Here is a 25,223-nt window from a genome sequence, read left to right as displayed (position 1 = left end):
CGACAGAGGTGCGGACTCAGCTCGCGCGCTCGGACTCGACCGCCACGCGCTGGCCGACGACGGCGCTCACGCCGTCCTGCCGCATCGAGACGCCGTAGAGCGCATCCGCGATCTCCATCGTGCGCTTCTGGTGCGTGATGACGATGAGCTGCGAGTTCTCGCGCAGCCGCTCGATGACCGTCAGCAGACGGCCGAGGTTGGCGTCGTCGAGCGCCGCCTCGACCTCGTCGAGGATGTAGAAGGGGCTCGGCCGGGCGGTGAAGATCGCGAACAGCAGGGCCACCGCCGCGAGCGAGCGCTCGCCGCCCGAGAGCAGCGACAGCCGCTCGATCTTCTTGCCCGCGGGCTTCACGGTCACCTCGATGCCGGTGGTCAGCATGTCGTCGGGGTTCGTGAGGTGCAGCGAGCCGGTGCCGCCCGGGAACAGCAGCGGGAAGACCTCGTCGAAGGCGGCCTTGGTGTCGTCGAACGCCGCCGCGAAGATGTCCTGCATCTTCTCGTCGATCTCCTCGATGATCGTCAGCAGGTCCTTGCGGGTCGCGGTGAGGTCGGCGAGCTGCTCGGTGAGGAACTTGTGGCGCTGCTCGAGGGCGGCGAACTCCTCGAGGGCGAGCGGGTTCACGCGCCCGAGCTGCGCGTACTTGCGCTCCGCCTTCTCGAGCCGCGCCTTCTGCCGCGCCCGGTCGAACGGCTCGGTCCGCAGCTCCTCGGGGTCCGCGTCCGCGTCGTCGTCGGATGCCGGGGCTGCGTCGACCGGGACGGGCACCTCCGGTCCGTACTCGGCCACGAGCACGTCCTCGACGAGACCGAGCTCGTCGGCGGCGCGCTCGAGCAGCGACGACAGGTGCAGCTTCTTCTCGTAGGCCTGCATCTCGAGGCCGTGCACGTTCTCGTTGAGCGCGGCGAGCCGCTCGCGCAGCGCCGTCTCGGTGTGGCGCAGCTCGGCGAGCTCCTCGTTCTGCTTGGCGCGGTCGGCTTCGGCGGCCGCGAGCGCGACCCGGGCCTCGGCGACCGAGCGATCGGCGGTGTCGAGCACGGCGGGCAGTGCCTCGATGACGCCCTGGGCGGCCTCGATCTGGTGGCGGCGGATCACGGCGAGGCGCGCGGCCTCCTGCGCGGCGGCGCGTTCAGCCTCCAGCCGGCGGCGCAGCTGGTCGGCCTGCTCGCGCTGGGCGCGCACCCGCTCACGCGCGGTCTCCAACTCGACCCGGGCGGCGACCTCGGCGGCGCGTGCGGCCTCGAGCTCGGCGAGCAGTCCGTCGCGCGCCGACACGTCGAGGATCGGACGCGGCGTGGCGGCGTGGGCGTCGCGGTCGGCCATCGCCTTGTCGCGACCCGCCTCGGCGGCCGCGACCTGCTCGCTGAGGCCGCCCATCGCCTCCGCGAGGCGCTCGCTCTCGGCCGCGGCGGCCTCGAGCTGCACGCGGGAGCGCCCGAGGGCCTCGCTGCGTTCGGCGAGCCGGGTCTCGAACTGCTTGAGCGCGGCCTGCGCCTGCACGAGGTCGATGCGGGCCAGGTCGAGCTGCTCGCGATGCTCCGCGAGCTCGTGGGCGAGGCGCTCGATCGTGGTGGTCACCGCCACGAGCTTCTCCTGCGCCGCGTCGCGCTCGGCGAGCAGCTCGATGCGGCTGCGCCCGGTGCCCGAGCCGCCGCGCAGCACGTGCTCGGCCAGCACGTCGCCCTCGCGGGTGATGACGGTGATGCCGCCCTGACGGGACAGCGCCGGCCAGGCGGCGCGGGCGGTGCCCAGGTCGTCGACCACCACGACGCCGGCGAGCACCCCGCGGATGCCGTTCGGGCCGGCGACCAGGGACGCGGCGCTGCGCACGCCCGCGGGGAGTCCCGCGGGGTCGGCGGGCGCGGACGCGTCCGCGACGACGATCTCGACCCGGCCGGCGCCGGCGCCGCGCGCGTGCCCGAGGGCGGCGACCGCGGCATCCCAGCTCTCGGCGAGCACGGCGTCGGCGAGGGTTCCGAGTGCGGCGGCGATCGCCGCCTCGTAGCCGGCCTCGACCTTGATGCTCTCGGCGACGAGGCCGCGGATGCCGGCGAGGCCGATGATCTGCTGCGAACCGTCCTGCTGGTCGGTCGCCATGGTCAGCGCGCTCGTACGGGCGGCGAGGGCGTCGCGCTCGCGCTCGGCGGCGTGCACCTCGTCGCGCAGGGCGTCCACGCGCTCCTGCAGCGCGGCGACCGACCGCTCCGTCGTCTCCACCGCGGCCGCCAGCTCCGAATCCTCCACGGCCCCCGCGTCGTCGCCCTCGAGGGCCACGAGCTCGGCTCGGGCCGCCTCGCGGCGCTCCTCGGCGGCGGTGAGCGCCGTGCGCTGCCGCTCGAGCTGGGCGTGCAGTGCGCCGAGGCGCTCCTCGGCGGCGCGGACGGCGCCCGCGAGGCGCCCCTGCTCGAGGTCGTGCTGGCTGACGAGCGCCGACTGGGCGCTGATCTCCTCGTCGAGCGAGTCGAGGCTCGCGCGGGCGGTGGCCGTGACCGCGGTCGCCCGACCGAGCAGCACCTCGGCGTCGGCGATGCCCCCCTGCAGCCGCTCGGCCTCGGCTGCCGCCTCGGCGACCGTGGCCTCCGTCAGCCCCGAACCCATCCCGGGGAGCTCCGCCTGCTGCGAGAGCAGCGAGAGCCGCTGGTTGGCGAGCGTGAACAGCGAGCGCAGGTGATCCTGCACCTGCTCCAGACCGAATGCGACACGTCGTGCGTCGTCGACGGCGTCCGAGGTCTCCGACTGCTCGATGCGCGCCTGGCGCAGCTTCGACTGGTCGAGCTGCTCCTGCAGCACCACGCGCTCCGTCTTGCGCTCCGACTCGCTGCGGGTCACATCCGTGATCGAGCGGCGCAGCTCGACGACCTCGTCGGCGAGCAGCCGGGCCCGCGCGTCGCGCACGATCGCGGCGATCGACTGCGCCTCGCGCGCGATCTGCGCCTGCTGGCCCAGGGGCTTCAGCTGACGCCGGATCTCGCCCGCGAGATCGGAGAGGCGGGTGAGGTTCGCCTGCATGGCGTCGAGCTTGCGGAGCGTCTTCTCTTTGCGGCGACGGTGCTTCAGGATGCCGGCGGCCTCCTCGATGAAGCCGCGGCGGTCCTCCGGGGTGGCGTGCAGCACCTGGTCGAGCTGCCCCTGGCCGACGATGACGTGCATCTCGCGGCCGAGTCCCGAGTCGGAGAGCAGCTCCTGCACGTCGAGCAGGCGGCACTGCTCCCCGTTGATGGCGTACTCGCTGCCGCCGTTGCGGAAGAGGGTGCGCGAGATCGTGACCTCGGCGTACTCGATCGGCAGGGCGCCGTCGGCGTTGTCGATCGTGAGCAGCACCTCGGCGCGGCCGAGCGGCCCGCGTGTCGCGGTGCCGGCGAAGATGACGTCCTCCATCTTGCCGCCGCGGAGGGTCTTCGCGCCCTGCTCGCCCATCACCCAGGCGAGGCCGTCGACGACGTTCGACTTGCCGGAGCCGTTCGGGCCGACGACGCAGGTGACGCCCTTCTCGAAGGCGAACGTGGTCGGCTGGGCGAACGACTTGAACCCCTTGAGGGTCAAGCTCTTCAGATGCACCCGGCCACCTCCCTCGCGTCGTGCGGCATCGCTCTACGCTAGCGCCCGCCGGGCCCTGCTCCTCGCACGGAGACGGGGTGCCGCGACGTCGGCCGCTGCGCCCGTTGCCGGATCGTGATCGCGGTGCGGACCGCGCTCGGGCTATCCTGATCGGCTGCCCGCGGGGCGGCGGAGGGCGGTGCGCCGTGGGCGCCATCAGGATCGAGGAGCTCGGCATTCCCGAGCGGGTCGGGGCCGCGGGGTGGGACGACTTCGTCGAGGCGATCACCGTGAGCAACCGGGCCGACGCGAAGTGGTTCGCGACGCCCGATCGCGCCTACGAGCCCGAGGAGGAGCTGCCCCACTACCAGGACCCGCACCGCCCCGCGCAGCTGTTCGTGGCGCGCGACGGCGACACGGTCGTCGGATCCGGCTGGATCGAGTTCCAGCTCGACGACCCCGACATGTCGTGGGTCTACGCGGCCACCGACCCCGCCGCCGAAGGACGCGGCGCGGGTCGCGGCCTGATGGACGCGCTCGAGGCGGCGGCCCGTGAGCGGGGCCGCCGGCGCGTGGTGGCCTACGTTCCGGAGTTCGCGACCGACGGCGAGCGGCGCATCGCCCCCACCGGCTACGGCTCGGTTCCCGCGGCGTCGCGGTCGACGCGCTTCATGGACGCCCGCGGCTACCGGCTCGAGCAGGTGAACCGGCTGAGCCGGCTCGCCCTCCCGGTGCCGGGGATCGGCGAGCGGCTCGCGGCGGCCGCGGCCCGCAGCGGGCCCGACTTCGCCCTCCACCACTGGGTGGGCCCCACCCCGGAACGCTGGCGGGCCGGGATCGCGGTGCTGTTCACGCGGATGAGCACCGACCCGCCCGACGGCGAGGTGGGCACCCCCGAGGATGTCTGGGACGCCGACCGCGTGGCGTCGGAGGATGCCCGCAAGCAGCGCGACGATCCGCGGGTCATGGTGACGACGGCCGTGGAGCATCTGCCGAGCGGGCGGCTGGCCGGATACACCGAGTACTCGCTGCCCCCGCAGACCCACCGTGCCGCCCAGCAGTACGGCACGCTCGTGCTCGAGGAGTACCGCGGGCACGGCCTGGGGATGCTCGTGAAACTCGCCAACCTCGACCACCTGGCGACCGCGTTCCCCGGGCATCCGAGCGCGCTGACCTTCAACGCCGAGGAGAACCGGCCGATGCTCGACGTCAACGAGGCGCTCGGCTTCGTGCCCGTGTCCTACGAGGGGGTGTGGCGGGCCGAGCTGTGAACGGTCAGTCCTCCTGCCACTCCGCCGCCTCCCGGCGTTTCGCGCGCGCGGCCTTGCGTTCGGCATCCGTCGCCTTCAGCACCTGGCGCGTCTCGCCGAGATCGCCGGTCAGCGGACGCCACCACCGTGCCGCGGGGTCGGAGTCGATCAGGATCGTGCGCACCCCGAGCGTGAGCGGCACCGCCAGGATCGCGCCCATCGGGCCGAGGATCACCGCCCAGAAGAGCACCGAGACGAAGGTGATGGTCTGGTTCAGCAGCACCGCGTTGCCCACCACCACCGGCTGCACGATCGACTGCACGACCGCGTTGATGACGCCGTAGATGACGATCACCCAGATCACCGTCGGCCAGCCGCCGACGAGGGCGCCGAAGACGATCGGCGGGATGATCGCGATGAAGTATCCGATGTTCGGGATGAAGCTGCACAGGAACGAGAGGATGCCCCAGAGGAGTGCGCCCGGCACCTGCAGCGCGAGCAGGGCGAGCCAGTTGAACACCCCCTGGGCGAGTCCGAGCCCGGTCGTCACGGCCATGTAGCGGCGCACCCCGGAGCCGAACCCGACCAGCGCCTCCACCATGTGCGGTCGCGAGGACCGCAGTTGCGACAGCAGCGTCGGCAGGTAGGTGCCGTCCATCGCCATCAACAGTGTCGTCGTGATGACGGTCACGAGCCAGAACACCAGCCCGCCGACCCCGCCGAGCAGGCCGCCGACCAGGTTCAGCAGGGCGGTCGGGTCGAAGCCCGCGACGATCTCGTGCACCTGCTCGGGACCGAAGCCCAGCCCCGTCAGCCAGCTGCCGACGTTCGCGGCGAACTGCTCGAGCTGCGGCGCGAACTGCGGCAGCAGCGCCGCGAACTGCCCCAGGGCGACGAAGAGCGCGGCGAAGAATCCGGCGAGCAGCGCGAACACCGAGATGATGACCGACCCGGTGGCGATGCCGTGCGGCACCCCCCGCTTCTCGAGCGCCACGCGCACCGGCTGCACGGTGATGGTGAGGATCAGCGCGAACAGCACCGGCGCCGCGATCGACCGGATCGACGAGATGCCGGCCGCGGCGACCGTGGCACCGGCGAGGGCCAGCAGGATGCCGGTCGCCCGGGGGATCGCGAATCGTCGGGACGCTGCGGCGTCGCCGCCGTCGGGTCCGACCTGCGCCTCGGCCATGCCACCTCGTTCCGTCGTGGAGCGTCTGGTGGCAGGTTAGGGCGCGACCGCCCGTGCGGGTATCACCCGCGCCGGGCGATCCCCGCCCCGATCAGCGGCGCGCGATGGCGAGCAGGCGCAGGATCTCGGTGTACAGCCAGATGACCGTGACCATGATGCCGAAGGCACCCGTCCACTGGTACTTCTTCGGGATGCGGTTCTGCACGCCCTTCTGGATGAAGTCGAAGTCGAGCACGAGCGAGTAGGCGCCCAGCAGCACGGCGAAGACGCCGAGGATGAGACCGAGCGGGATGCCGAACAGCTCCACCGATCCGCGCAGGCCCCACGGGTTGGCGTCCGCGCCGCCGAAGATCATCACGAACACGTTGATGACCGAGAACAGCAGGTAGCCGACCATGGCGATCAGGAAGACCTTGGTGGCCTTCGCCGAGGCGCGCACCTTGCCGCTCGCGAACAGCGCGAGCGTCACGCCGACCACCGAGAGGGTCGCGAGCACCGCCTGGCTGATGATGCCGGGCCACTGCATCTCGTAGAACGCGGAGATGCCGCCGAGGAACACGCCCTGCGCGGCGGCGTAGCCGAGGATCAGGCCGGGCGACGGCTCACGCTTGAAGATGTTGACCAGCGCCAGCACGAACCCGACGACGCCGGCGCCGATCCAGAGGAACGGCACGAGCGGCAGGGTCACCCAGCCGATGGCGGCGCCGGCGACGAGCACGCCGAAGGTCGCGAGCGAGACGCGGACGGTGCCGTCGACGGTCATCGGGGCCGCGGCGGCCGGGTCGGGCGCCGCGGGCAGCTCGAACTGGGTCTGCAGCTGCTCGGCCGACGGCGTCGGCACGGCGGGCGTGCCCTTTCCGTTGAAGGCGGGGTTCGTCGAGAAGGCGGGGTTGGCCATGGCGAGTCCTTACGTCGAGGGCTGGGCCCAGCCTATCCGGAGGAGCCGCCCGGCACCTGGGAGTCCGCTCTCGGAGAACGGATGCGCTGGCAGTGCGGGCACAGGTGCGATCCGCGGTTCATGAAGCTCTCGCGGACCACCGGGCGACCGCAGCGCGGGCACGGTCGTCCCTGCTGCCCGTAGACGTTGAGCGAGTGCGAGAAGTACCCCGAGGCCCCGTTGACGTTGACGTACTGCGCGTCGAAGCTCGTGCCGCCCTCGGCGAGCGCCTTCTCGAGCACGTGGCGCACCTCGGCGAGCAGGGTACGGGCGCGCGGGCGGCCGAGGGTGCGGGTCGGCTGCTCGTAGTGCACCCGGGCGGCCCACAGCGCCTCGTCGGCGTAGATGTTGCCCACGCCGGACACGAGGGTCTGGTCGAGCAGCGCGCGTTTGATCGTCGTGTCGCGCCGGGCGAGCCGGTCGAGGAAGGCGCGGTCGTCGAAGTGCGGGTCGAGCGGATCGCGCGCGATGTGGGCGACGGATGCGGGGACGCGCTCGCCGGGGCGGTCCGGCGTCGGCACGAGGCGGTCGAGCGCCATCGAACCGAAGATGCGCTGGTCGACGAAGTCGAGGCGCACCGGGCCGTGCGCGGGCTGCTCCAGGTCGATGAGGATGCGCGCGAGACGTGCGGTCTCCGCATCCGGATCCCGCAGCAGCACCTGCCCGCTCATGCCCAGGTGCACGACGAGCGCCTCCTCGCCGATCGGGATCCAGAGGTACTTGCCGCGGCGGGACGGGGCGGCGAGGCGGACCCCGGTGAGGCGCTCCACGAAGTCCTCGGACGGGCCCGGATGCCGCCGCAGCGAGCGCTCGTCGAGCACGCGCACGCGGGTGACCACGGCATCCGTGACGGCGGGGATCAGCCCGGCGCGGACGACCTCGACCTCGGGGAGCTCGGGCACGGCCGGCTCAGCGCTTGGGGCGCTGCAGGATCGCCCAGGCCGCGAGGGCCGCAGCCATCTCGGCCTGCTTCTTGCTCGTGCCGTCCCCGGAGGCGATCGTCTCCCCCGCGACCGAGACGGAGGCCGAGAAGCGCTTCGAGTGGTCGGGTCCGGAGTCGGTCACCTTGTACTGCGGCAGACCCTTGCCGAGACGCGTCGAGAGCTCCTGCAGGCTCGTCTTCGGGTCCATCGCGGCCCCGAAGCGGTCGGGGTCGGCGAGCAGCGGCGCGATGAGGCGCAGCACGAGCGCCGTCGCGGCGTCGGGACCCACGGAGAGGTAGGCGGCGCCGATGATGGCCTCGACGCAGTCGGCGAGGATCGACTGCTTCTCGCGTCCGCCGGTGAGCTCCTCACCGCGCCCGAGCAGCACGTAGCGCCCGAGGTCGATGTGGCCCGCGATCTCGGCGAGCGCGGCGGAGCTGACGAGGCTCGCCCGCCGCTTGGCGAGCTCGCCCTCGTCGACGTCCGGGTTCTCGAGGTAGAGCATGACCGTGACGGCCTGCCCGAGGATCGAGTCTCCGAGGAACTCGAGACGCTCGTTGTGCCCGATGCCGCCGTTCTCGTACGCGTACGAGCGGTGCGTCAGGGCGAGCGTCAGCAGCTCGGGTTCGATCTCGAGCTGGAGCACCGAGTTCAACTCGGCGCGTGCGACCTCGCCGTCCGGAGGAGGGATGCTGCCGGAGGGCAGCGGCTCAGACGTCGGCGACCTTACGGCCCTTGTACTCCAGGTAGAGCGGAGTACCGGCGGAGTCCTCGACGACCTTCGCGCGGTGCGGGAGGCTGTAGGTGACCTTGCCGTTCTCGACGGTCTTCACCAGGGTCGGCACGGACGCCTTCCACTGCGAACGGCGGGCGTGCGTGTTGGCACGCGACTGGCGGCGCTTGGGAACGGCCATGGCTGTCTCTTCTTTCGTGTTCGGCTTCCTGCGTGTCGGCAGGTCGCCGGAGGTCTAGTCGGTCTCGGTGGGGCGGAAGCCTTCGAGCGCCGCCCACCGGGGGTCGGTCACCTCGCGGTCCTGGGGCTGGACGCCATCCGGCAGCTTCTCCCCCGTGACGGGGTCGAGACCGGGGCAGTCCGGTCGGCAGACCGGCTGGAACGGCAGTGCCAGCACCACCGCATCCCGCACGACGGATTCGAGATTCACGTGATCGTCTCGAATCGCGAAGTCGAAAGCTTCGTCCTCAGAATACGCGAAAAGCTCCTGGAATTCGACCTCGACCGGCACCTCCACCGGGTCGAGGCAGCGCACGCACTCGCCGTCGGCGGTCGTGTCGACCTCGCCGGTCACGAGGACGCCGTCGTGCAGGCCCTCGAGGCGCAGCTCGATGCGCACCGGGGTGCCGGGCTTCACGACCGCGACGGACTCGCCGAGCTGCTCCGGGGCGTCGAACTCGAGCACGCGCACGCGCAGTTCGCCGGGCCGGTGCATGAGGTCGTGCACGGGCACGATGTACGGGTTGGTCACGGTGGGCACGGTCGCCGATTCTACGCGCCGCGGCGGCCCCCCGCCGCCCGAGCGGCGAGGGGCGCACGCGGGGTCAGCCCTCGACGGCGGTGAAGGCCTCGTCGAGGATCGCGAGGGCGCGCAGGCACTCCTCGGCGGTGACGGTGCACGGCGGCACGACGTGGATGCGGTTGTCGGCCGTGAACGGCAGGTAGCCGCGATCCATGAGCTCCTTCTTGAGCGCGCCGATCGTGGCGGCCGGCACCGGTTCGCGGGTCTCGCGGTCAGTCACCAGGTCGAGCGCCCAGAACACGCCGAGCCCGCGCACGTCGCCGATCATCGGATGCGACTCGGCGAGCGCGTGCAGCCCGGGCCCGAGCACCTCGCGGCCGATGGTGGCGGCGTTCTCGACGATGCCCTCTTCGACCATCGCGTCGATCGAGGCGACGATCGACGCGGCCGCGAGCGGGTGCCCCGAGTAGGTGAGCCCGCCGGGGAACACCTGGTCGTCGAAGACGTGGGCGATCGACTCGGAGATGACGACGCCGCCGATCGGCACGTAGCCCGAGTTGACGCCCTTCGCGAAGGTCACGAGGTCGGGCACCACCCCGTCGGGGTTGAGCTCCGGGTTCTGCCAGGCGAACCAGTCGCCCGTGCGCCCGAAGCCCGACATGACCTCGTCGACGATCAGCAGGATGCCGTACTTGTCGCACAGGGCACGCACCCCGGCCCACCAGCCGGGCGGGGGCGTGATGACCCCGGCGGTGCCCGGGATCCCCTCCAGCAGCAGCGCCGCGATCGAGCTCGCCCCCTCGGCCACGATGACGCGCTCGAGGTGGTGCAGTGCGCGCTCGGCCTCCTGCTCGGGGCTGTCGGACCAGAACTCCGAGCGGTACGGGAACGGCCCGAAGAAGTGGGCGTGACCGCGCGCGAACTCGTTGGGCACGCGCCGCCAGTCGCCGGTCGCCACCACCGCCGCGCCCGTGTTGCCGTGGTAGCTGCGGTAGGTGGAGAGGATCTTGTCGCGCCCGGTCGTGAGGCGCGCCATCCGCATCGCGTTCTCGTTGGCATCCGCACCGCCGTTGGTGAAGAAGATCTTGCCGAAGGTGGGGCCCGCCTTCGCGAGGATGCGCGCGGCGGCCTCGCCGCGCACGAGGTTGGCGTGGGCGGGCGCGACCGTGGGCAGGATCGCGGCCTGCTCCTGGATCGCCGCGACGACCTTCGGGTGCGCGTGCCCGATGTTGATGTTGACGAGCTGGCTCGAGAAGTCGAGGAAGCGGTTGCCGTCGTAGTCCCACACCTCGGTGCCGGATGCGCCGGCGATCACGAACGGGGTGAGGGCGCCCTGCGCCGACCACGAGTGGAACACGTGGGCGCGGTCGAGGTCGAGGGTCTGCTGGTTGGTGCTCATATCTGTTCCCTGGCTGGGCCGCCGGACGGCGGGGTGCGGGGCGGGCGGCCCGAAGACCGCCCGCCCCGGCTGGTGGGTGTTACTGGCCGCCCTCGGTGAGGGTGACCTCGATCGGAGTGTAGGAGCCCGACAGGTCGACTCCCTCGTCCTTCAGCTCGGCCAGCGCCTTCTCGATGTACTCGTTGGAGTACGCCGACGCGGCGGGGTCCGTCGTGATGAGCGGAAGTCCGTCCTGGTTGGTCGCCGAGAGGGCGCCCGCCACGGTCTTCTTCCAGGCCGCGTCGTCGACGACGCCGAAGTCGGCGCCGGTCCAGATGAGCTTGTTGACCTCGTTCATCTGCCACAGCTGGTGCACGGGACCGACCGGGAAGGCGGCCTCGGCGTTCGACGCGATGTCGTAGACGATCGAGGCGGCGTCCTCGGGGTTGTCCCGGGCGTACAGCCAGCCCTTGGCGATCGCCTTCAGGAAGCGCACCGCGGCGTCGGCGTAGGCCGGGTCCTCGAGGCGCTGGGTGTCGGCCCAGATGGCGTCCTGCAGCATGGCGCCCTCGGTGTCCTCGTAGTAGATGACGTCGAGGTCGTCCATCGTGTACAGCTCGCCGGTGGCGGGGTTGACCGTCTCGAGCAGCTGCGCGAGCTCGTTGTAGGTCATCGCCTGGGCGGCGTCCACGTCGTTGTCGAGCAGGGCGTTCATCGAGAAGTCCTGCGTGGTGATCGACACCGAGGTGGAGTCGAGGCCGTCGGCCGCCATCGCGGCGAAGATCTCCCACTCGTTGCCGAAGCCCCACGAGCCGATGCGCTTGCCCTCGAAGTCGGCGACCGAGGTGATGCCGCTGTCCTTCCAGGAGACCTGCGTGGTGCCGGAGGCCTGGAAGACCTGGGCGATGTCGGTCAGCTCGACACCGGAGGCCTCGAGGGTGCCGAGCACCTTCGGGACCCAGGCGATCGCGAAGTCGACGTCGCCGGCCACCAGGGCGTCCTGCGGCACGATGTCACCGCCCGAGGGGACGATCTCGACCGAGTCGAAGCCCTCCTCCTCGAAGTAGCCCTTCTCCTGCGCGAGGTAGTAGCCGGCGAACTGCGCCTGCGGCAGCCACTGGAGCTGGAGCTTGATGGAGGTGAGCGGCGTGAAGTCGCCGTCGTCCGAGCCGGAGTCGGTGTCGGACGTGCCGGAGCACGCCGCGAGCGCGAGCGCCGTGACGGCGGCCGCGGACACGAGTCCGAGACCGCGCCTCTTGCTGAGTCTCATGCTGTTCCCTTTCGTTTCGTGGTGATCGAGATGGTGCAGGGGGTGGTGCGGATGCCGGTCACGCCGGCGCATGCCTCGTCACCAGTCGCTCGAGGAGCGCGGTGACCAGGAAGAACACGAGGCCGATGAGGATGCCACCGCCGACGTAGGCCCAGGCGAGTGCCGCCCGGCCGGATTTCGCGTACGTCGCGATGGAGGTGCCGATGCCGTCGGAGGGTCCGCCGAAGTACTCGGCGACGAGCGCCGCGATCACGGCGAGCGACCCGGCGACCCGGAGACCCGTCATGAGGTACGGCACCGCGGTCGGCAGGGTCAGCATCCGGAACGTCTGAGCACTCGTCGCGGCGGAGGCGCGCATGACGTCGCGGTGCACCGGACGGGTCTGCCGCAGCCCCCGCAGCACGTTGACGAACACCGGGATGAACGCGGCGATCGTCGCGACCGCCGCACGGCCGAACTGGCTGGACGCGCCGAACATGGTGTTGAGGATCGGGGTGATCGCGACGATCGGGATGACGGCGAGCGCGGCGACCAGCGGGGCCAGCATCCCGTCGACGGGACGCCACGCGGCCGCGAGTCCGGCGAGGATCACCGCGAGCACGGCGCCGACCGTGAGGCCGATGGCGGCGTTCGTGCCGGTGACCAGCATGTCGTCCCAGATGATGCCCCAGCGCAGCACGAACTCCTGCCCGATCGCGATCGGGCTGGGGAGCGCGCGCGGAGCGTCGCCGAACTGCACGTAGAGCGTCCACGCCACCACGATGAGCAGTCCCACCGCGATCGGGGAGACGACGCGGAGCCAGCTCGGCAACGCCGCACTCATCGCTCGTTCGCCCTCTCGACCTTGGTGCCGTGGAGCGCCTCGCGCACCGCGGTGACCTTCTCGAAGTACGCCGGGCTCTCGCGCAGCGCCTCGTCGCGCACCTCGCCGAGGCCCGTCTCGATGACGTCGGTGATGCGTCCGGGCCGCGGGCTCATCACGACGACGCGGTCGGAGAGGAACACCGCCTCCGGGATCGAGTGGGTCACGAACACCACGGCCGCACCCGTCTCGGCGGCGATGCGGGTGAGCTCGCCCTGCAGGTACTCGCGGGTCATCTCGTCGAGCGCGCCGAACGGCTCGTCCATGAGCAGCAGCTTCGGGCGCGCCGCGAGCGACCGCGCGATGGCGACGCGCTGCTGCATGCCGCCCGAGAGCTGGTCGGGATACCGGTCGACGAAGTCGGTGAGCCCGACGAGTTCGGCGAGCTCGGCGACGCGGGCGTCGCGCTCCGCCTTCCCGACCTTGTGCAGCTCGAGCGGCAGCCCGATGTTCGCGGCGACGGTGCGCCAGGGCAGCAGACCGGCCTGCTGGAAGGCGATGCCGTAGTCCTGGTCGATGCGGGCGCGCCGGGCCGGCTTGCCGAAGATCGTGAGCTCGCCGGAGCTCGCCTGGTCGAGATCGGCGATGAGGCGCAGCAGGGTCGACTTGCCGCATCCAGACGGGCCGATGAGCGAGACGAACTCGCCGGCCTTCACCTCGAGCTCGACCTCGGTGAGCGCGGCGACGTCGCCCGCCTTCGTCGGGAAGACCTTGCCGACGCCGGTGGCCTGGACTGCGAGGTCGGTGGTGGGGGTGGTGGCGGTCATGCCGTCGCCTCTCCTCTGCGGTAGTTCTTGAGCCCGAGTCCGATGAGCGCGACCGAGCCGGCGGCGATGAGGCCGAGCACGATCGACCCGAACATCGGCCCCCAGGGGGCGGCCGGGTCGCTCGACGCCTGACCGGCGAGCTGGATGAGCATGCGGCCGATGCCGCCGCGCATGCCGATCGACACCTCGGCGACGACCGCGCCGAGCACGGCGTTCGCGGCGGCGAGGCGCAGGGCGGGCAGCAGGTGCGGCACGGATGCCGGCAGCCGCAGCCGCAGCAGCGTCGGCCAGTAGCCCGCCGCGTAGCTGCGCATGAGGTCGAGGTGGATGCGGTCGGGCGCCTCGAGCCCGCGCAGCACCCCCACCGCGACGGGGAAGAACGCCAGATACGAGGCGATCACCGCGACCGACAGCCACTGCGGCCACGGGGTGCCCCCGCGGTCGATCTGGTTGCCGATCGCGTTGACGACCGGGGCGAAGGCGATGAGGGGCACGATCTGGCTGACGACGATCCAGGGCAGCAGACCCCACTCGAGCAGCTTCCAGCGCTGCATCACGAGCCCGAGCAGCATCCCGACCGCGACGCCGATCAGCCAGCCGACCGCCGCGATGCCGAGACTCAGCAGGGCGGCCTGCGCGACGGAGACGAACAGCGGCGGGGTCGAGCCGCCGCTCGTCGGCTCGAACAGGCGCCCGATCATCGTCCAGATGTGCGGCATGGCGCGGTCGTGGGTGCGCGGCAGGATCAGCACCCCCGATCCCGCCTCGCCCTCGACCTGCCCGATCACGACGCCCTCGGAGGGCCCGACGAACTTGTAGAGCTCCCAGAGCAGCGCGACCGCGACGATGCCCGCCGCTCCCCAGGCGACCGGAACCCAGCGGCGCGCGGCGCCGCCCTGAGCCCGACCCGACGTCACGACTTGGCCGTCACCGTCTCGCGGAGCGCGGGGATGACGGTCTCGCCGTACACGCGGAGGGTCTCCTCCTTGTTGTCGTGCTGCAGGTAGCCGGCGAACTGGTGCACGCCGATCGACTTCAGCTCCTCGAGCTTCTCGATGTGGTCCTGCGCGGTGCCGAGCAGACAGAAACGGTCGACGATCTCGTCGGGCACGAAGTCGACGTGGTCGTTGTGCGCCTTGCCGTGCGAGTTGTAGTCGTAGCCGGTGCGGCCCTCGATGTAGTCGGTGAGCGCCTTCGGCACGCTGCCGTCGGCGCCGTACTTGGCGACGACGTCGGCGACGTGGTTGCCCACCATGCCGCCGAACCAGCGGCACTGCTCGCGCATGTGCTCCCAGTCGTCGCCGATGTAGAACGGCGCCGCGACGCAGAAGGTGATCTCGTCGGGGTCGCGCCCGGCCTGCTCGGCGGCGTCGCGCACCGTCTTGATCATCCACTTGGCGATGTCGACATCCGCGAGCTGCAGGATGAAGCCGTCACCCACCTCGCCCGTGAGCTTGAGCGCGAGCGGCCCGTAGGCGGCCACCCACACCTCGAGCTCCGAGCCCTCGGACCACGGGAACTGCAGCGTCGAGCCGTGGTAGTCGACCGCGCGGCTGTTTCCGAGCTCGCGGATGACGTGGATCGACTCGCGCAGCTCGGCGAGGGTCGTCGGCTTGCCGTTCGTGACGCGCACCGCCGAGTCGCCGCGGCCGATGCCCACGATCGTGCGGTTGCCGTACATCTCGTTGAGCGTCGCGAAGACGGATGCGGTGACCGTCCAGTCGCGGGTCGCCGGATTGGTGACGAACGGGCCCACCTTCACCTTGCGGGTCTCCGCGAGGATCTGGCTGTAGATGACGTACGGCTCCTGCCAGAGGATGTGCGAGTCGAAGGTCCAGACGTGGCTGAAGCCGTACTGCTCGGCGAGCTTGGCGAGATGAACCGTGCGGCTGGCGGGCGGGTTGGTCTGGAGTACTGCTCCGAAATCCATGTGCTGGTGTCCGTTCAGATCAGGTACTGGGTCAGGCCGCGCTTGATGAAGCGCCCGTCGCCCTTGGCGCCGAGGTACCGGCCGTCGTCGACGATGACCTTGCCGCGGCTGAGCACGGTGTCGACGTGACCGTCGATCTCGAAGCCCTCCCACGCCGAGTGGTCCATGTTCATGTGGTGGGTGGCGGCCGAGATCGAGGTGTGACCGTTCGGGTCGTACACGACGATGTCGCCGTCGGCGCCGGGCTGGATGACGCCCTTCTTGCCGTACATGCCGAACATGCGCGCCGGCGTCGTCGAGGTGAGCTCGACCCAGCGCTCGAGGGTGATCTCGCCCGTCACGACGCCCTGGTACATGAGGTCCATGCGGTGCTCGATCGAGCCGATGCCGTTCGGGATCTTGCGGAAGTCGTCCTTCCCGAGCTCCTTCTGACCCTTCATGCAGAACGGGCAGTGGTCGGTCGAGACCATCTGCAGGTCGTTCGTGCGCAGCGCCTGCCACATGTGGTCCTGGTGGCCCTCCTCGCGGGAGCGCAGCGGCGTCGAGCACACCCACTTGGCGCCCTCGAACGCGCCCCACTCGTCGCTCGAGGCGCCGAGCTGCTCCTCGAGCGAGAGGTAGAGGTACTGCGGGCAGGTCTCGCCGAACACGTTCTGACCCTTGTCGCGGGCCCAGGCGAGCTGCTCGACGGCCTGCTTGGCGCTGACGTGCACGACGTAGAGCGGCGCACCCGTCAGGTTGCCGAGCATGATCGCCCGGTGGGTGGCCTCCTCCTCCATCTGCCAGGCGCGCGCGATGCCGTGGTAGTACGGGGTCGTCTTGCCGGCCTCGGCGAGCTGCGCGGCGAGCACGTCGATCGCGGGACCGTTCTCGGCGTGCATCATCGTGAGGAGGCCCAGGTCTGCCGCCGTCTGCATCGCGCGCAGGATCTGGCCGTCATCCGAGTAGAAGACGCCGGGGTAGGCCATGAACATCTTGTAGCTCGTGATGCCCTCGTCGACGAAGCCCTTCATCGCCTGGAGGGAGTCCTCGTCGACGCCGCCCATGATCTGGTGGAAGCCGTAGTCGATGGCGCAGTTGCCGGCCGCCTTCTCGTGCCACTTCGCGAGCCCGTCCTGCACCCTGGTGCCGGTGGTCTGCACCGCGAAGTCGATGACCGAGGTGGTGCCGCCCCAGGCGGCGGCGCGGGTGCCCGACTCGAAGGTGTCGGATGCCTCGGTGCCGCCGAACGGCAGCTCGAAGTGGGTGTGCGCGTCGACGCCACCCGGGATGACGTACTTGCCGGTGGCGTCGACGACCGTGTCGACGCCCTGGCGAAGGTCGGTGCCGAGCAGCTGCGAGCCGGGAGCCAGCACCGCGACGATCGTCTCGCCGTCGATGAGCACGTCGGCCCGGCTGCGTCCGGTGGCCGACACGACCGTGCCGCCCGTGATGAGTGTGGTCGCCATCAGTTGGTCCCTCCTTGGACGGTTTTACGAGCACAGGGACACCCGCGCGCGGGCGTCTGAGCGGCCATAGACATGTCTACGGCTTCGCGATGTCGGTGTAGGTGTCGGGGCGGCGGTCCCGGTAGAACTGCCAGTCGTCGCGCATCTCCTGCACGAGGTCCATCTGCAGATCGCGCACGAGCAGCTCCTCATGGGTGCCCGATCCGCGCTCGCCGACGAAGTTGCCGCGCGGGTCGATCACATTGGATGTGCCGTAGAAGTCGACCGCGTCGTCGCCGTACTCGTTGTCCTCGCGTCCGACGCGGTTGGGCTGCAGCACGAAGTAGCCGTTGGCGACCGCGGCGGCCGGTCCCTCGACCTCCCACAGGCGGTTCGACAGGCCGGGCTTGGTGGCGTTCGGGTTGCAGACGATGTGCGCGCCCCGGAGCCCGTACTCGCGCCAACCCTCGGGGAAGTGGCGGTCGTAGCAGATGTAGGTGCCGACCGAGCCGACGGCCGTCTCGAACACGGGGTAGCCGAGGTTGCCGGGACGGAAGTAGAACTTCTCCCAGAACTTCTCGACGTGCGGGATGTGGATCTTGCGGTACTTGCCGAGGATCGACCCGTCGGCGTCGACCACGACCGTGGTGTTGTAGTAGACGCCCGTCTGCTCCTCCTCGTAGATGGGGAGGATCGTGACCACCCCGAGCTCCTTCGCGATCGCGGCGAAGCGCTGCACGATCGGACCGTCGGCCGGCTCGGCGTAGCGGTAGTACTTCTTGTCCTGCGTGATGCCGAAGTACGGGCCGTAGAAGAGCTCCTGGAAGCACATCAGCTGGGCGCCGTCGGCGGCCGCATCGCGGAGGAAGCCCTCGTGCTTGTCGAGCATGGATGCCTTGTCGCCCGTCCAGGTGGTCTGGCTGATGGCGGCGCGTACGACGGTCATGCAGTGTCTCCTCGATGTTGCTTTTTGTTATCTTTGGACGTAAACATTTCTCTGACGTTACGCACTGTGACGTAGGCGTAAAACTACGGCGGTTTGAGTGAAGTCGGTAGCCCTCTCCATCCAGGAGCGATCCCCCCACGGGATCGCCACCGGGATCGCGCGTCTCATCACGACGGGCGACCTCGCGCCGGGCGACCGCCTGCCCACCGTGCGCGAGCTCGCGGCCGAACTCGGGGTCTCGCCGGCCACCGTGAGCCACGCCTGGCAGACCCTCTCCTCCGCCGGGCTCATCACCTCGCGCGGGAGGTCCGGCAGCTTCGTGCGCGCCGAACCGCGCGAGTGGCTGCCGCGCCGCTACCGCGGACTCGACGGCCGGCAGGACGCCCGCCTCGACCTCTCCCGCGGCACCCCGGACCCCGATCTGCTGCCGTCGCTCGGGCCCGCGCTCGCCCGCGTCGGCGCGCGCGCCGACACCGCCAGCTACCAGGCCAAGCCCGACATCCCGGAGCTGCACGACCTGCTGCGCGAGATGTGGCCCGCGCCCGTCGAGTCGATCACGGTGCTCAACGGCGCGCTCGACGCGATCGACCGCGCCCTCGCCGCGCTCGTGCGGTTCGGCGACCGCGTCGTCGTCGAGAACCCGACGTTCCCGCCGTTCATCGACCTGCTCGACCACTACGGGCTGCAGCCCGTCGGCGTGGAGCTCGACGCGGAGGGGATGCGACCGGAGGCGTTCGCCGCGGCGCTCGGCGCCACGCCCGCGATCGTGCTGCTGCAGCCGCGCGCCCACAACCCCACCGGCATCTCGATGACACCGGCCCGCGCCGAGGCGCTCGCCGGCATCCTCGACCGCAGCCGCACCGCGCAGGACGCCATCGTGATCGAGGACGATCACTCGGGCGCCATCAGCTCCTCCCCCGACGTCACCCTGGCGACCTGGCTGCCGGACCGGGTGCTGCACGTGCGGTCGTTCTCGAAGTCGCACGGACCCGACCTGCGCATCGGGGCGATCGGCGGTCCCCGGCCGCTCGTCGATCGCGTGGTGGCGCGGCGGCTGCTCGGGCCGGGGTGGACGAGCCGCATGATGCAGGCGATCCTGCACGAGCTGCTCACCCATCCGGAGTCGACGCTGCAGGTCGAGGAGGCGCGCTGGGCCTACTCGGGGCGCCAGGCCGCGCTCGCCGAGGCGGTGCGCGAGGCGGGCGGCTGGCTCGCGGGCGGCGACGGCATCAACGCGTGGATGCGGGTGGCCGACGAGCGCGCCGCCATGGTGCAGCTCGCCGCGGTCGGCATCCGCGTGGCCGCGGGCACGCCGTTCCAGCTCGGCGAGACGCAGGAGCCGCACATCCGCGTGACCGTGGGCGCGCTCCGCGACGACGTGACGACGGTGGGCGCGGCCCTCGCCGTCGCCCAGAACGCGAGCTGACGCGAATCGAGGTGGTCGAGGAGCGCGCGGCGCAGCCGCACGCGTCTCGAGACCACCGACGGGTGCTGGGCCGGTGATCTCGAGACGCGGCGCTTCGCGGCGCTCCTCGATCACCGAGAAGGGCCGTCGCCGCGGGGGCGCCGTCGACTCGCCAACCCGGGCAGCGCGTCGAAGTCGCCGCGGATGAGAGCCTCCCGCTTCGCACGACCCCAGCCCTGGATCCGCTTCTCGAGTCCGAACGCTTCGCCGACGGTCTCGGTCTCGTGCGCGAACGCGAGCTCCACGGGACGTCGGTGCTTGGTGTACTCCGCACCCTCGCCCTGCTGATGCTGCCAGAGGCGGTACTCGAGGTGAGTCGTGGAGCCGACGTAGTAGCTGCCGTCGGCGCAGCGGAGGATGTAGACCCAGGGCATCCGGTCAGCGTGGCCGATCACGCGGTGCGGCAGCGACATCGCTCCACAGGCGCGCCCTCCCAGCTGGTCGAGGAGCGCGCGGCGCAGCCGCACGCGTCTCGAGACCACGGCCGCGTGCGGAGCCGGTGATCTCGAGACGCGTCGCTTCGCGGCGCTCCTCGATCACCCAGCGAGGCCGCTTCGCGGGCTACTCGACCGGCGGGGCCGCTAGGACCAGTCGGACTCGGTGGTGCGGCTGAGCTCGGTGAGGAAGCGGATGACGACGTCGCGCTCGGCCGGGCTCAGCGCGGCCGCGACGTGGAACCGGCGGGCGTGCTCGCGGCCCACGGTCGCCTGCGCGGCGCGGCGCGTGGCGTCGTCGATCACGATCGAGACGGAACGGCGGTCGGAGGGGTGCGGCAGGCGGCGGATGTGCTCCCCCCGCTCCAGCCGGTCCAGCAGCTTCGTGGTGGCCGCGCTCGAGATGCCGAGGTGCTCGGCGATGCCGGTCGCCGTCGCCACCTCGCCGCGGTCGGTCACGACGATGATGTAGCGCAGCGCCCGCATGTCGTTGTCGCCGAGGTTCATGTAGCGGCGCGACGCCTCGCTCATCCGACTCTCGGCGACCCGCCAGTCGCGCACCGCGTCGAGCACGGCGACGACGTGCGCGATCTCCGCGTCGTCGAGCCCCGAGACGTCGAGCATCCTGCCGCGGATGTCGGCGACACGCGGATCGTGCATGCGCATCGCGTTCTCGGCCGCGACCTGCTCGGGGGTCGTCACGCGGGCTATCGTACGACCCCGGAAAGAATCTCACCAGGTTTATTGCTAACCGAGTTGAAGATTACGTACAGTGATCGCGATGGACGTCGTACTGCTGGATGACACCGGTCGCCCGACCGGCTCGGCCCCCAAGGAGCAGGTGCACGGCGCGGACACCCCGCTGCACCTCGCCTTCTCGTGCCACCTCGACGACGGCGCCGGCCGCGTGCTCGTCACCCGGCGCGCGCTCGGCAAGCGCAGCTGGCCCGGCGTCTGGACCAACTCCTTCTGCGGCCACCCGGCGCCCGGGGAGCGGATCGAGGACGCCGTGACGCGGCACGCGCGCTCGGAGCTCGGCGCCGCGTTCACGGGTCTCCGGCTCGCCCTGCCCGACTTCCGCTACCGCGCCGTCGACGCATCCGGGATCGTCGAGAACGAGATCTGCCCGGTCTTCACGGCGACCCTCGACGGGCCGCTCTCCCCCGACCCCGACGAGGTCGCCGAGTGGCGCTGGGTCGACCCGGCGGACCTCGCGGCATCCGTCGCCGCCACCCCGTGGGCGTTCAGCCCCTGGCTCGTCGAGCAGCTCCCCCAGCTCGCGACCCGACGCATCCTGGAGGTCCGATGATCACGATGGCCGACTCGCGCACCACCCGCATGCGCGAACAGTTCGAGGAGCGCTTCGAGGCCTACTTCGCCGAGCAGACCACCCGCGCGACCCTGCACGACGCCCGGTTCCGCGAACTGTGGGAGCGGGTGCGTCTGCTCGCCCACGGCGGCAAGCGCGTGCGCCCCCTGCTGCTGCTCACCGCCCACGACGACCTCGGCGGACGCCGCCGCGACGACGCCCTGCGCGCCGCCGTCGGCGTGGAGCTCCTGCACAACGCGCTCGTCATCCACGACGACATCATCGACGGCGACCTCGAGCGGCGCGGCGGGCCGAACATCACCGCCGCGTTCGCATCCGACGCGCGCGCCCGCGGCATCCGTCCGCGGGAGGCGCGCGGCTGGGGCGAGACGATGGCGCTGCTCGCCGGCGACCTGCTGCTGAGCGCCGCCGTGCGCGAGGTCGCCCGCATCGACGCGCCCGTCGAGCTGCGCGACCAGGTGCTGCGCATCCTCGACGACGGCGTCTACCTCGCCGCCTCGGGCGAGCAGGCGGATGTGGCGTTCGGCCTGGGGCTGGAGCGCCCCGACACCGAGTCGATCCGCACGATGATGCACCGCAAGACGGCGTGCTACAGCTTCGAGACCCCGCTGCGGGTGGGGGCGGCGCTCGCCGAGGCGCCCGAGCAGCTCGGGCATCGGCTCGGCGAGATCGGGCGCAGCCTCGGGCTGCTCTTCCAGATGCGCGACGACCTGCTCGGCGTGTTCGGCACCCCGGCGATCACCGGGAAGAGCGCGTCGGGCGACCTGCGCGAGGGCAAGGTGACCCTGCTCGTGGCGTACGCGCGCGACACCCCCGCGTGGGAGGCGGTCGCGGCGCTCTGGGGCCGGGCGGGCATCGGCGACGCCGAGGTCGAGCTGCTGCGCGAGGCGCTCGAGGTGAGCGGGGCGCGCAAGCGGCTCGAGAAGGAGATCGAGCGGGAGGCCGCCCACGCCCTCGCGCTGATCGGCGCGGCGCGTCTGCCGAGTGCGCTCGCGGCCGAACTGCGGCACGCTGTCCGGGTGGGCATGGAGCGCGAGGCGTGACCCGGAGGCGCGACGACGAGCCGACCGGTCTCACCCTGTACCGATCGACGGCGCGGGAGTCGAGCGCGCCCGTCATCCGCCGCTACTCCAGCTCGTTCGGGATGGCGAGCCGCCTGTTCCCGCGGCGCTGCGAGGCGCAGATCGCCGCGATCTACGCCCTCGTGCGGGTGGCCGATGAGATCGTCGACGGCACGGCCGCCGAGGCCGGCCTCGACGCCGCCTCGCAGTTGCGCGTGCTCGACGAGTTCGAGATCGACACCGAGCGCGCACTCGCCTCCGGGTTCAGCGCCAACCTCGTCGTGCAGGCGTTCGCGGATGTCGCCCGCGCCGCCGGATTCGGCACCGAGCTCACGGCGCCGTTCTTCGCCTCGATGCGCCGCGACCTGCAGCCGGTCGCCTTCGACGACGAGGAGTCGCTGCGCGAGTACGTCTACGGCTCGGCCGAGGTCGTGGGGCTCATGTGCCTGCGGGTCTTCACCTCCGACTCCCCCGTCGATCCGGAGCTCGACGACGCCGCGCGCGCGCTCGGCTCGGCGTTCCAGAAGGTCAACTTCCTGCGCGACCTCGCCGACGACCGGAACCGACTCGACCGCGAGTACCTGCCCGCCTTCCGGCGGCTGCCGCTCGAGGCGGCCAAGGCCGAGGTCGTGGCGGACATCCGCGACGAGCTGCGACGTGCCCGGGCCGGCATCCCCCTGCTGCCCGCCGACTGCCGGCTCGCGGTCGCCGCCGCGACCGCCCTGTTCGGCGAGCTGCTCGACCGCATCGAGGCGCTGCCCGCCGAGGCGCTGCTCACCACCCGCGTCTCGGTGCCGACGGGGCGCAAGCTCGCGCTCGTCGCCCGCGAGCGGATGCGGCTGCGAGGCGGCCGATGACGGCCGCGCGCGACGTCGCGATCGTCGGCGGCGGGGTCGGCGGCCTCGCGACCGCGGCCCTGCTCGCGGCCGACGGGCACCGCGTGACGCTCTTCGAGGCGGGCGAGGCGTTCGGGGGCCGGGCGGGCAGCTGGGCGCGCGACGGGTTCCGCTTCGACACCGGGCCGTCCTGGTATCTCATGCCGGAGGTGTTCGACCACTTCTACCGGCTGCTCGGCACGAGCGCCGCCGAGCAGCTCCAGCTCGGCCGCCTCGACCCGGGCTACCGGGTCTACTTCGAGGGCGACGCCACGCCCTTCGACCTGCCGGCCGGCCGCGAGCGGGCGCGGGCGGCGCTCGCGGCGCTGGACCCCGCATCCTGGCCCGCCCTCGAGCGCTACCTCGACTCGGCGGAGACGGCGTACCGGATGTCGGTCGACCGCTTCCTCTACGGTTCCTTCGACTCGGCGCGCCCGTTCCTCGACCGCGAGCTGGTGCGCGAGCTGCCGCGCCTGCGACGGCTGCTGACCCGCAGCCTCGACGACGAGATCCGCACCGTCACGGGCGAGTCGCGGCTGCGGCGGCTGCTCGGCTACCCCGCGGTGTTCCTCGGCGGCACCCCGATGGGCGTGCCGAGCCTGTTCCACCTGATGAGCCACCTCGACGTCGACGACGGCGTGCTCTACCCCCGCGGCGGATTCGCGCGGGTCGTCGAGACGCTCGTCGAGCTCGCCCGCGCGGCCGGGGCCGAGCTCGTGAGCGGCGCCGAGGTGACCCGCATCGTCGTCGAGCGGGGGCGGGCCACGGGCGTCGAGGTGCGGGATGCCGCGGGGGCGCGGCAGACGCATCCGGCGGACGTCGTGGTGGGCGCCGCCGACCTGCACCACCTCGAGACCGAGCTGCTGCCGCCCGAGGCGCGCGACCACACCGAGCGCTGGTGGGCGAGGCGCGACCTCGGCTTCGGGGCGGTCATCGCGATGCTCGGGGTGCGCGGGCACCTGCCCGAGCTCGCGCACCACACGCTGCTGTTCACCGACGACTGGGATGGCGGCTTCGCCCGCCTGCGCGGCGACGAGCTCGTGCCGGGCTCGTCGCTCTACATCGGGATGCCGTCGGCGAGCGACCCGACGGTCGCCCCGGAGGGAGACGAGGCCCTCTTCGTGCTCGTGCCCTCCCCCGCGCGCGGCGCCATGGGCCGCGGCGGCGTCGACGGGGCGGGCGACCCGGTGATCGAGCGGCACGTCGACGGGGTGATCGATCAGATCGCCGACTGGACGGGCGCCGCCGACCTCGCCGAGCGCGTCGTGGTGCGCCGCACGCTCACCTCGGGCGACCTCGCGGCGGAGGTGCGCTCGTGGGGCGGCAGCATGCTCGGCCCCGCGCACACGCTGCGGCAGAGCGCCATGTTCCGCGCCGGGAACCGCTCGCGCCGGGTCGAGGGCCTGTACTTCGCGGGGTCGGGCACCATCCCCGGCATCGGGGTGCCGATGTGCCTCATCAGCGCAGAGCTGGTGCTGAAGCGCCTGCGCGGCGACCGCACCGCGGCGCCGCTGGAGGTCGCGTGAACCTGCTCTACCTCGCGGCGCTGCTCGTGTCGATCGCCGGCATGGTCGTGCTCGACGCGCGCTTCCGGCTGTTCCTCTGGCGTTCGCCCGGCACAGCGCTCGTGACGCTCGCGATCGGCGTGGGGATGCTGCTCGTCGCCGACGCGATCGGCATCGCCCTCGGGGTGTTCGGCATCGGCGACACCCCCTACCTGAGCGGCATCGTGCTCGCGCCGCATCTGCCGCTCGAGGAGCCGTTCTTCCTGCTGTTCCTGTGCCAGTTGACGATGGTCGTGCACGAGCTGGTGCGCCGCATCCGCGCGCCGCGGCGGACGGAGGGCTGATGGCCGCGTATCCGGCGCTCGCCCTGGGCCTCGTCGCGCTGGCGCTCGTCGCCCGCGTCGTGCTGCAGCTCGTCGCCCGGCGCCGTGGACGACCGCTGCCCGTGCTGCCGTCGCTCGTGACGGGCGTCGTGCTCGTCGCGCTCACGCTCGTGTTCGACAACGTCATGATCTCGGCGGGGCTCGTCGCCTACGATCCGGAGCTGCTCGCGGGTCTCGTGATCGGGGTGGCGCCGATCGAGGACCTGTCGTATCCGGTGGCCACCGCGGCCCTGCTGCCCGCCGTCTGGCATCTGCTCGGGGGCGACCGTGACTGACGCCGA

At 71.7% G+C, this 25,223-nt stretch carries 25 protein-coding genes; 8 read left to right on the top strand and 17 right to left on the bottom strand.

Features of this window, described 5'->3' with window-relative positions:
- Positions 1–16: 16 nt before the first annotated feature.
- Complete coding sequence (gene smc / locus NUH29_RS12765) at positions 17–3,556, bottom strand: chromosome segregation protein SMC (RefSeq protein WP_258799584.1); 3,540 nt, start codon at positions 3,554–3,556, stop codon at positions 17–19.
- Between the two features lie 185 nt (positions 3,557–3,741).
- Between smc and NUH29_RS12760 the strand changes: the two genes are divergently transcribed.
- Positions 3,742–4,806, top strand: a complete 1,065-nt coding sequence (locus tag NUH29_RS12760; protein WP_258799583.1) for a GNAT family N-acetyltransferase — start codon at positions 3,742–3,744, stop codon at positions 4,804–4,806.
- A gap of 4 nt (positions 4,807–4,810) precedes the next feature.
- Here NUH29_RS12760 and NUH29_RS12755 read toward each other — a convergent pair whose 3' ends face one another.
- From NUH29_RS12755 to NUH29_RS12690, 14 genes are all read right to left on the bottom strand, one after another.
- Entirely contained in the window at positions 4,811–5,974 is a 1,164-nt protein-coding gene (locus tag NUH29_RS12755; protein WP_258799582.1) for an AI-2E family transporter, read from the bottom strand.
- A 91-nt stretch (positions 5,975–6,065) separates the two neighbouring features.
- Entirely contained in the window at positions 6,066–6,872 is an 807-nt protein-coding gene (locus NUH29_RS12750) for a Bax inhibitor-1/YccA family protein (RefSeq protein ID WP_258799581.1), read from the bottom strand.
- Between the two features lie 32 nt (positions 6,873–6,904).
- On the bottom strand, positions 6,905–7,813 hold the full coding sequence (gene mutM, locus NUH29_RS12745) for a bifunctional DNA-formamidopyrimidine glycosylase/DNA-(apurinic or apyrimidinic site) lyase (protein ID WP_258799580.1): 909 nt from the start codon (positions 7,811–7,813) through the stop codon (positions 6,905–6,907).
- A 7-nt stretch (positions 7,814–7,820) separates the two neighbouring features.
- Positions 7,821–8,489, bottom strand: a complete 669-nt coding sequence (gene rnc, locus NUH29_RS12740) for a ribonuclease III (protein ID WP_258799579.1) — start codon at positions 8,487–8,489, stop codon at positions 7,821–7,823.
- A gap of 55 nt (positions 8,490–8,544) precedes the next feature.
- A complete protein-coding gene (gene rpmF / locus NUH29_RS12735; RefSeq protein WP_141146263.1) occupies positions 8,545–8,748 on the bottom strand; it encodes a 50S ribosomal protein L32 in 204 nt (67 codons plus the stop codon).
- 54 nt (positions 8,749–8,802) lie between these two features.
- Positions 8,803–9,327, bottom strand: a complete 525-nt coding sequence (locus tag NUH29_RS12730) for a YceD family protein (protein ID WP_258799575.1) — start codon at positions 9,325–9,327, stop codon at positions 8,803–8,805.
- Positions 9,328–9,391: 64 nt separating this feature from the next.
- Positions 9,392–10,708 carry an aspartate aminotransferase family protein gene (locus NUH29_RS12725; RefSeq protein ID WP_258799574.1) on the bottom strand — a complete coding sequence of 439 codons (1,317 nt, stop codon included), beginning with the start codon at positions 10,706–10,708 and terminating at the stop codon, positions 9,392–9,394.
- A gap of 79 nt (positions 10,709–10,787) precedes the next feature.
- Complete coding sequence (locus NUH29_RS12720) at positions 10,788–11,957, bottom strand: ABC transporter substrate-binding protein (RefSeq protein WP_258799573.1); 1,170 nt, start codon at positions 11,955–11,957, stop codon at positions 10,788–10,790.
- A gap of 58 nt (positions 11,958–12,015) precedes the next feature.
- Positions 12,016–12,768, bottom strand: coding sequence for an ABC transporter permease (locus tag NUH29_RS12715; RefSeq protein ID WP_258799572.1), 753 nt, complete (start codon positions 12,766–12,768; stop codon positions 12,016–12,018).
- 8 nt (positions 12,769–12,776) lie between these two features.
- Positions 12,777–13,586 carry an ABC transporter ATP-binding protein gene (locus NUH29_RS12710; RefSeq protein ID WP_258799571.1) on the bottom strand — a complete coding sequence of 270 codons (810 nt, stop codon included), beginning with the start codon at positions 13,584–13,586 and terminating at the stop codon, positions 12,777–12,779.
- The gene (locus NUH29_RS12705) at positions 13,583–14,503 is read right to left on the bottom strand and encodes an ABC transporter permease (RefSeq protein WP_258799569.1); all 921 of its coding nucleotides are present in this window, start codon (positions 14,501–14,503) and stop codon (positions 13,583–13,585) included. Before NUH29_RS12705 ends, NUH29_RS12710 begins: the two co-directional genes overlap by 4 nt.
- A complete protein-coding gene (locus NUH29_RS12700; RefSeq protein WP_258799567.1) occupies positions 14,500–15,516 on the bottom strand; it encodes a TIGR03842 family LLM class F420-dependent oxidoreductase in 1,017 nt (338 codons plus the stop codon). The genes NUH29_RS12705 and NUH29_RS12700 overlap by 4 nt, the downstream gene beginning before the upstream one ends.
- A 14-nt stretch (positions 15,517–15,530) precedes the next feature.
- Positions 15,531–16,964, bottom strand: coding sequence for a dihydropyrimidinase (hydA, locus tag NUH29_RS12695; RefSeq protein WP_258799566.1), 1,434 nt, complete (start codon positions 16,962–16,964; stop codon positions 15,531–15,533).
- Between the two features lie 76 nt (positions 16,965–17,040).
- Positions 17,041–17,889 (bottom strand): nitrilase-related carbon-nitrogen hydrolase, encoded by an 849-nt coding sequence (locus NUH29_RS12690; RefSeq protein WP_258799565.1) that lies wholly within the window; start codon positions 17,887–17,889, stop codon positions 17,041–17,043.
- 97 nt (positions 17,890–17,986) lie between these two features.
- On the opposite strand from NUH29_RS12690, the gene NUH29_RS12685 reads away from it, so the two are divergent.
- Entirely contained in the window at positions 17,987–19,315 is a 1,329-nt protein-coding gene (locus NUH29_RS12685) for an aminotransferase-like domain-containing protein (protein WP_258799564.1), read from the top strand.
- A gap of 110 nt (positions 19,316–19,425) precedes the next feature.
- Here the strand turns inward: NUH29_RS12685 and NUH29_RS12680 are convergent, their stop codons facing one another.
- Together NUH29_RS12680 and NUH29_RS12675 are read right to left on the bottom strand one after the other, a co-directional pair.
- Complete coding sequence (locus NUH29_RS12680; protein WP_258799563.1) at positions 19,426–19,728, bottom strand: GIY-YIG nuclease family protein; 303 nt, start codon at positions 19,726–19,728, stop codon at positions 19,426–19,428.
- A gap of 207 nt (positions 19,729–19,935) precedes the next feature.
- Positions 19,936–20,490, bottom strand: coding sequence for a MarR family winged helix-turn-helix transcriptional regulator (locus NUH29_RS12675; protein WP_258799562.1), 555 nt, complete (start codon positions 20,488–20,490; stop codon positions 19,936–19,938).
- Positions 20,491–20,569: 79 nt separating this feature from the next.
- Here NUH29_RS12675 and idi point away from each other — a divergent pair, with 79 nt between their 5' ends.
- Genes idi through NUH29_RS12645 form a run of 6 tightly spaced genes read left to right on the top strand, consistent with a single transcriptional unit; the run spans position 20,570 to position 25,217 of the window.
- Complete coding sequence (gene idi, locus NUH29_RS12670; RefSeq protein ID WP_258799561.1) at positions 20,570–21,097, top strand: isopentenyl-diphosphate Delta-isomerase; 528 nt, start codon at positions 20,570–20,572, stop codon at positions 21,095–21,097.
- A 5-nt stretch (positions 21,098–21,102) separates the two neighbouring features.
- Positions 21,103–22,161 carry a polyprenyl synthetase family protein gene (locus NUH29_RS12665; protein ID WP_258799560.1) on the top strand — a complete coding sequence of 353 codons (1,059 nt, stop codon included), beginning with the start codon at positions 21,103–21,105 and terminating at the stop codon, positions 22,159–22,161.
- A complete protein-coding gene (locus tag NUH29_RS12660) occupies positions 22,158–23,036 on the top strand; it encodes a phytoene/squalene synthase family protein (protein WP_258799559.1) in 879 nt (292 codons plus the stop codon). The genes NUH29_RS12665 and NUH29_RS12660 overlap by 4 nt, the downstream gene beginning before the upstream one ends.
- Positions 23,033–24,580, top strand: coding sequence for a phytoene desaturase family protein (gene crtI, locus NUH29_RS12655; protein ID WP_258799558.1), 1,548 nt, complete (start codon positions 23,033–23,035; stop codon positions 24,578–24,580). The genes NUH29_RS12660 and crtI overlap by 4 nt, the downstream gene beginning before the upstream one ends.
- On the top strand, positions 24,577–24,903 hold the full coding sequence (locus tag NUH29_RS12650) for a lycopene cyclase domain-containing protein (protein WP_258799556.1): 327 nt from the start codon (positions 24,577–24,579) through the stop codon (positions 24,901–24,903). The genes crtI and NUH29_RS12650 overlap by 4 nt, the downstream gene beginning before the upstream one ends.
- Entirely contained in the window at positions 24,903–25,217 is a 315-nt protein-coding gene (locus NUH29_RS12645; RefSeq protein WP_258799554.1) for a lycopene cyclase domain-containing protein, read from the top strand. The genes NUH29_RS12650 and NUH29_RS12645 overlap by 1 nt, the downstream gene beginning before the upstream one ends.
- Positions 25,218–25,223 lie beyond the last annotated feature (6 nt).

The organism is Protaetiibacter mangrovi (assembly GCF_024752305.1).
Lineage (GTDB): Bacteria > Actinomycetota > Actinomycetes > Actinomycetales > Microbacteriaceae > Homoserinibacter > Homoserinibacter mangrovi.
The sequence above is the reverse complement of the archived record's forward strand: the minus strand, read 5'-3'. Positions and strand labels throughout refer to the sequence as shown.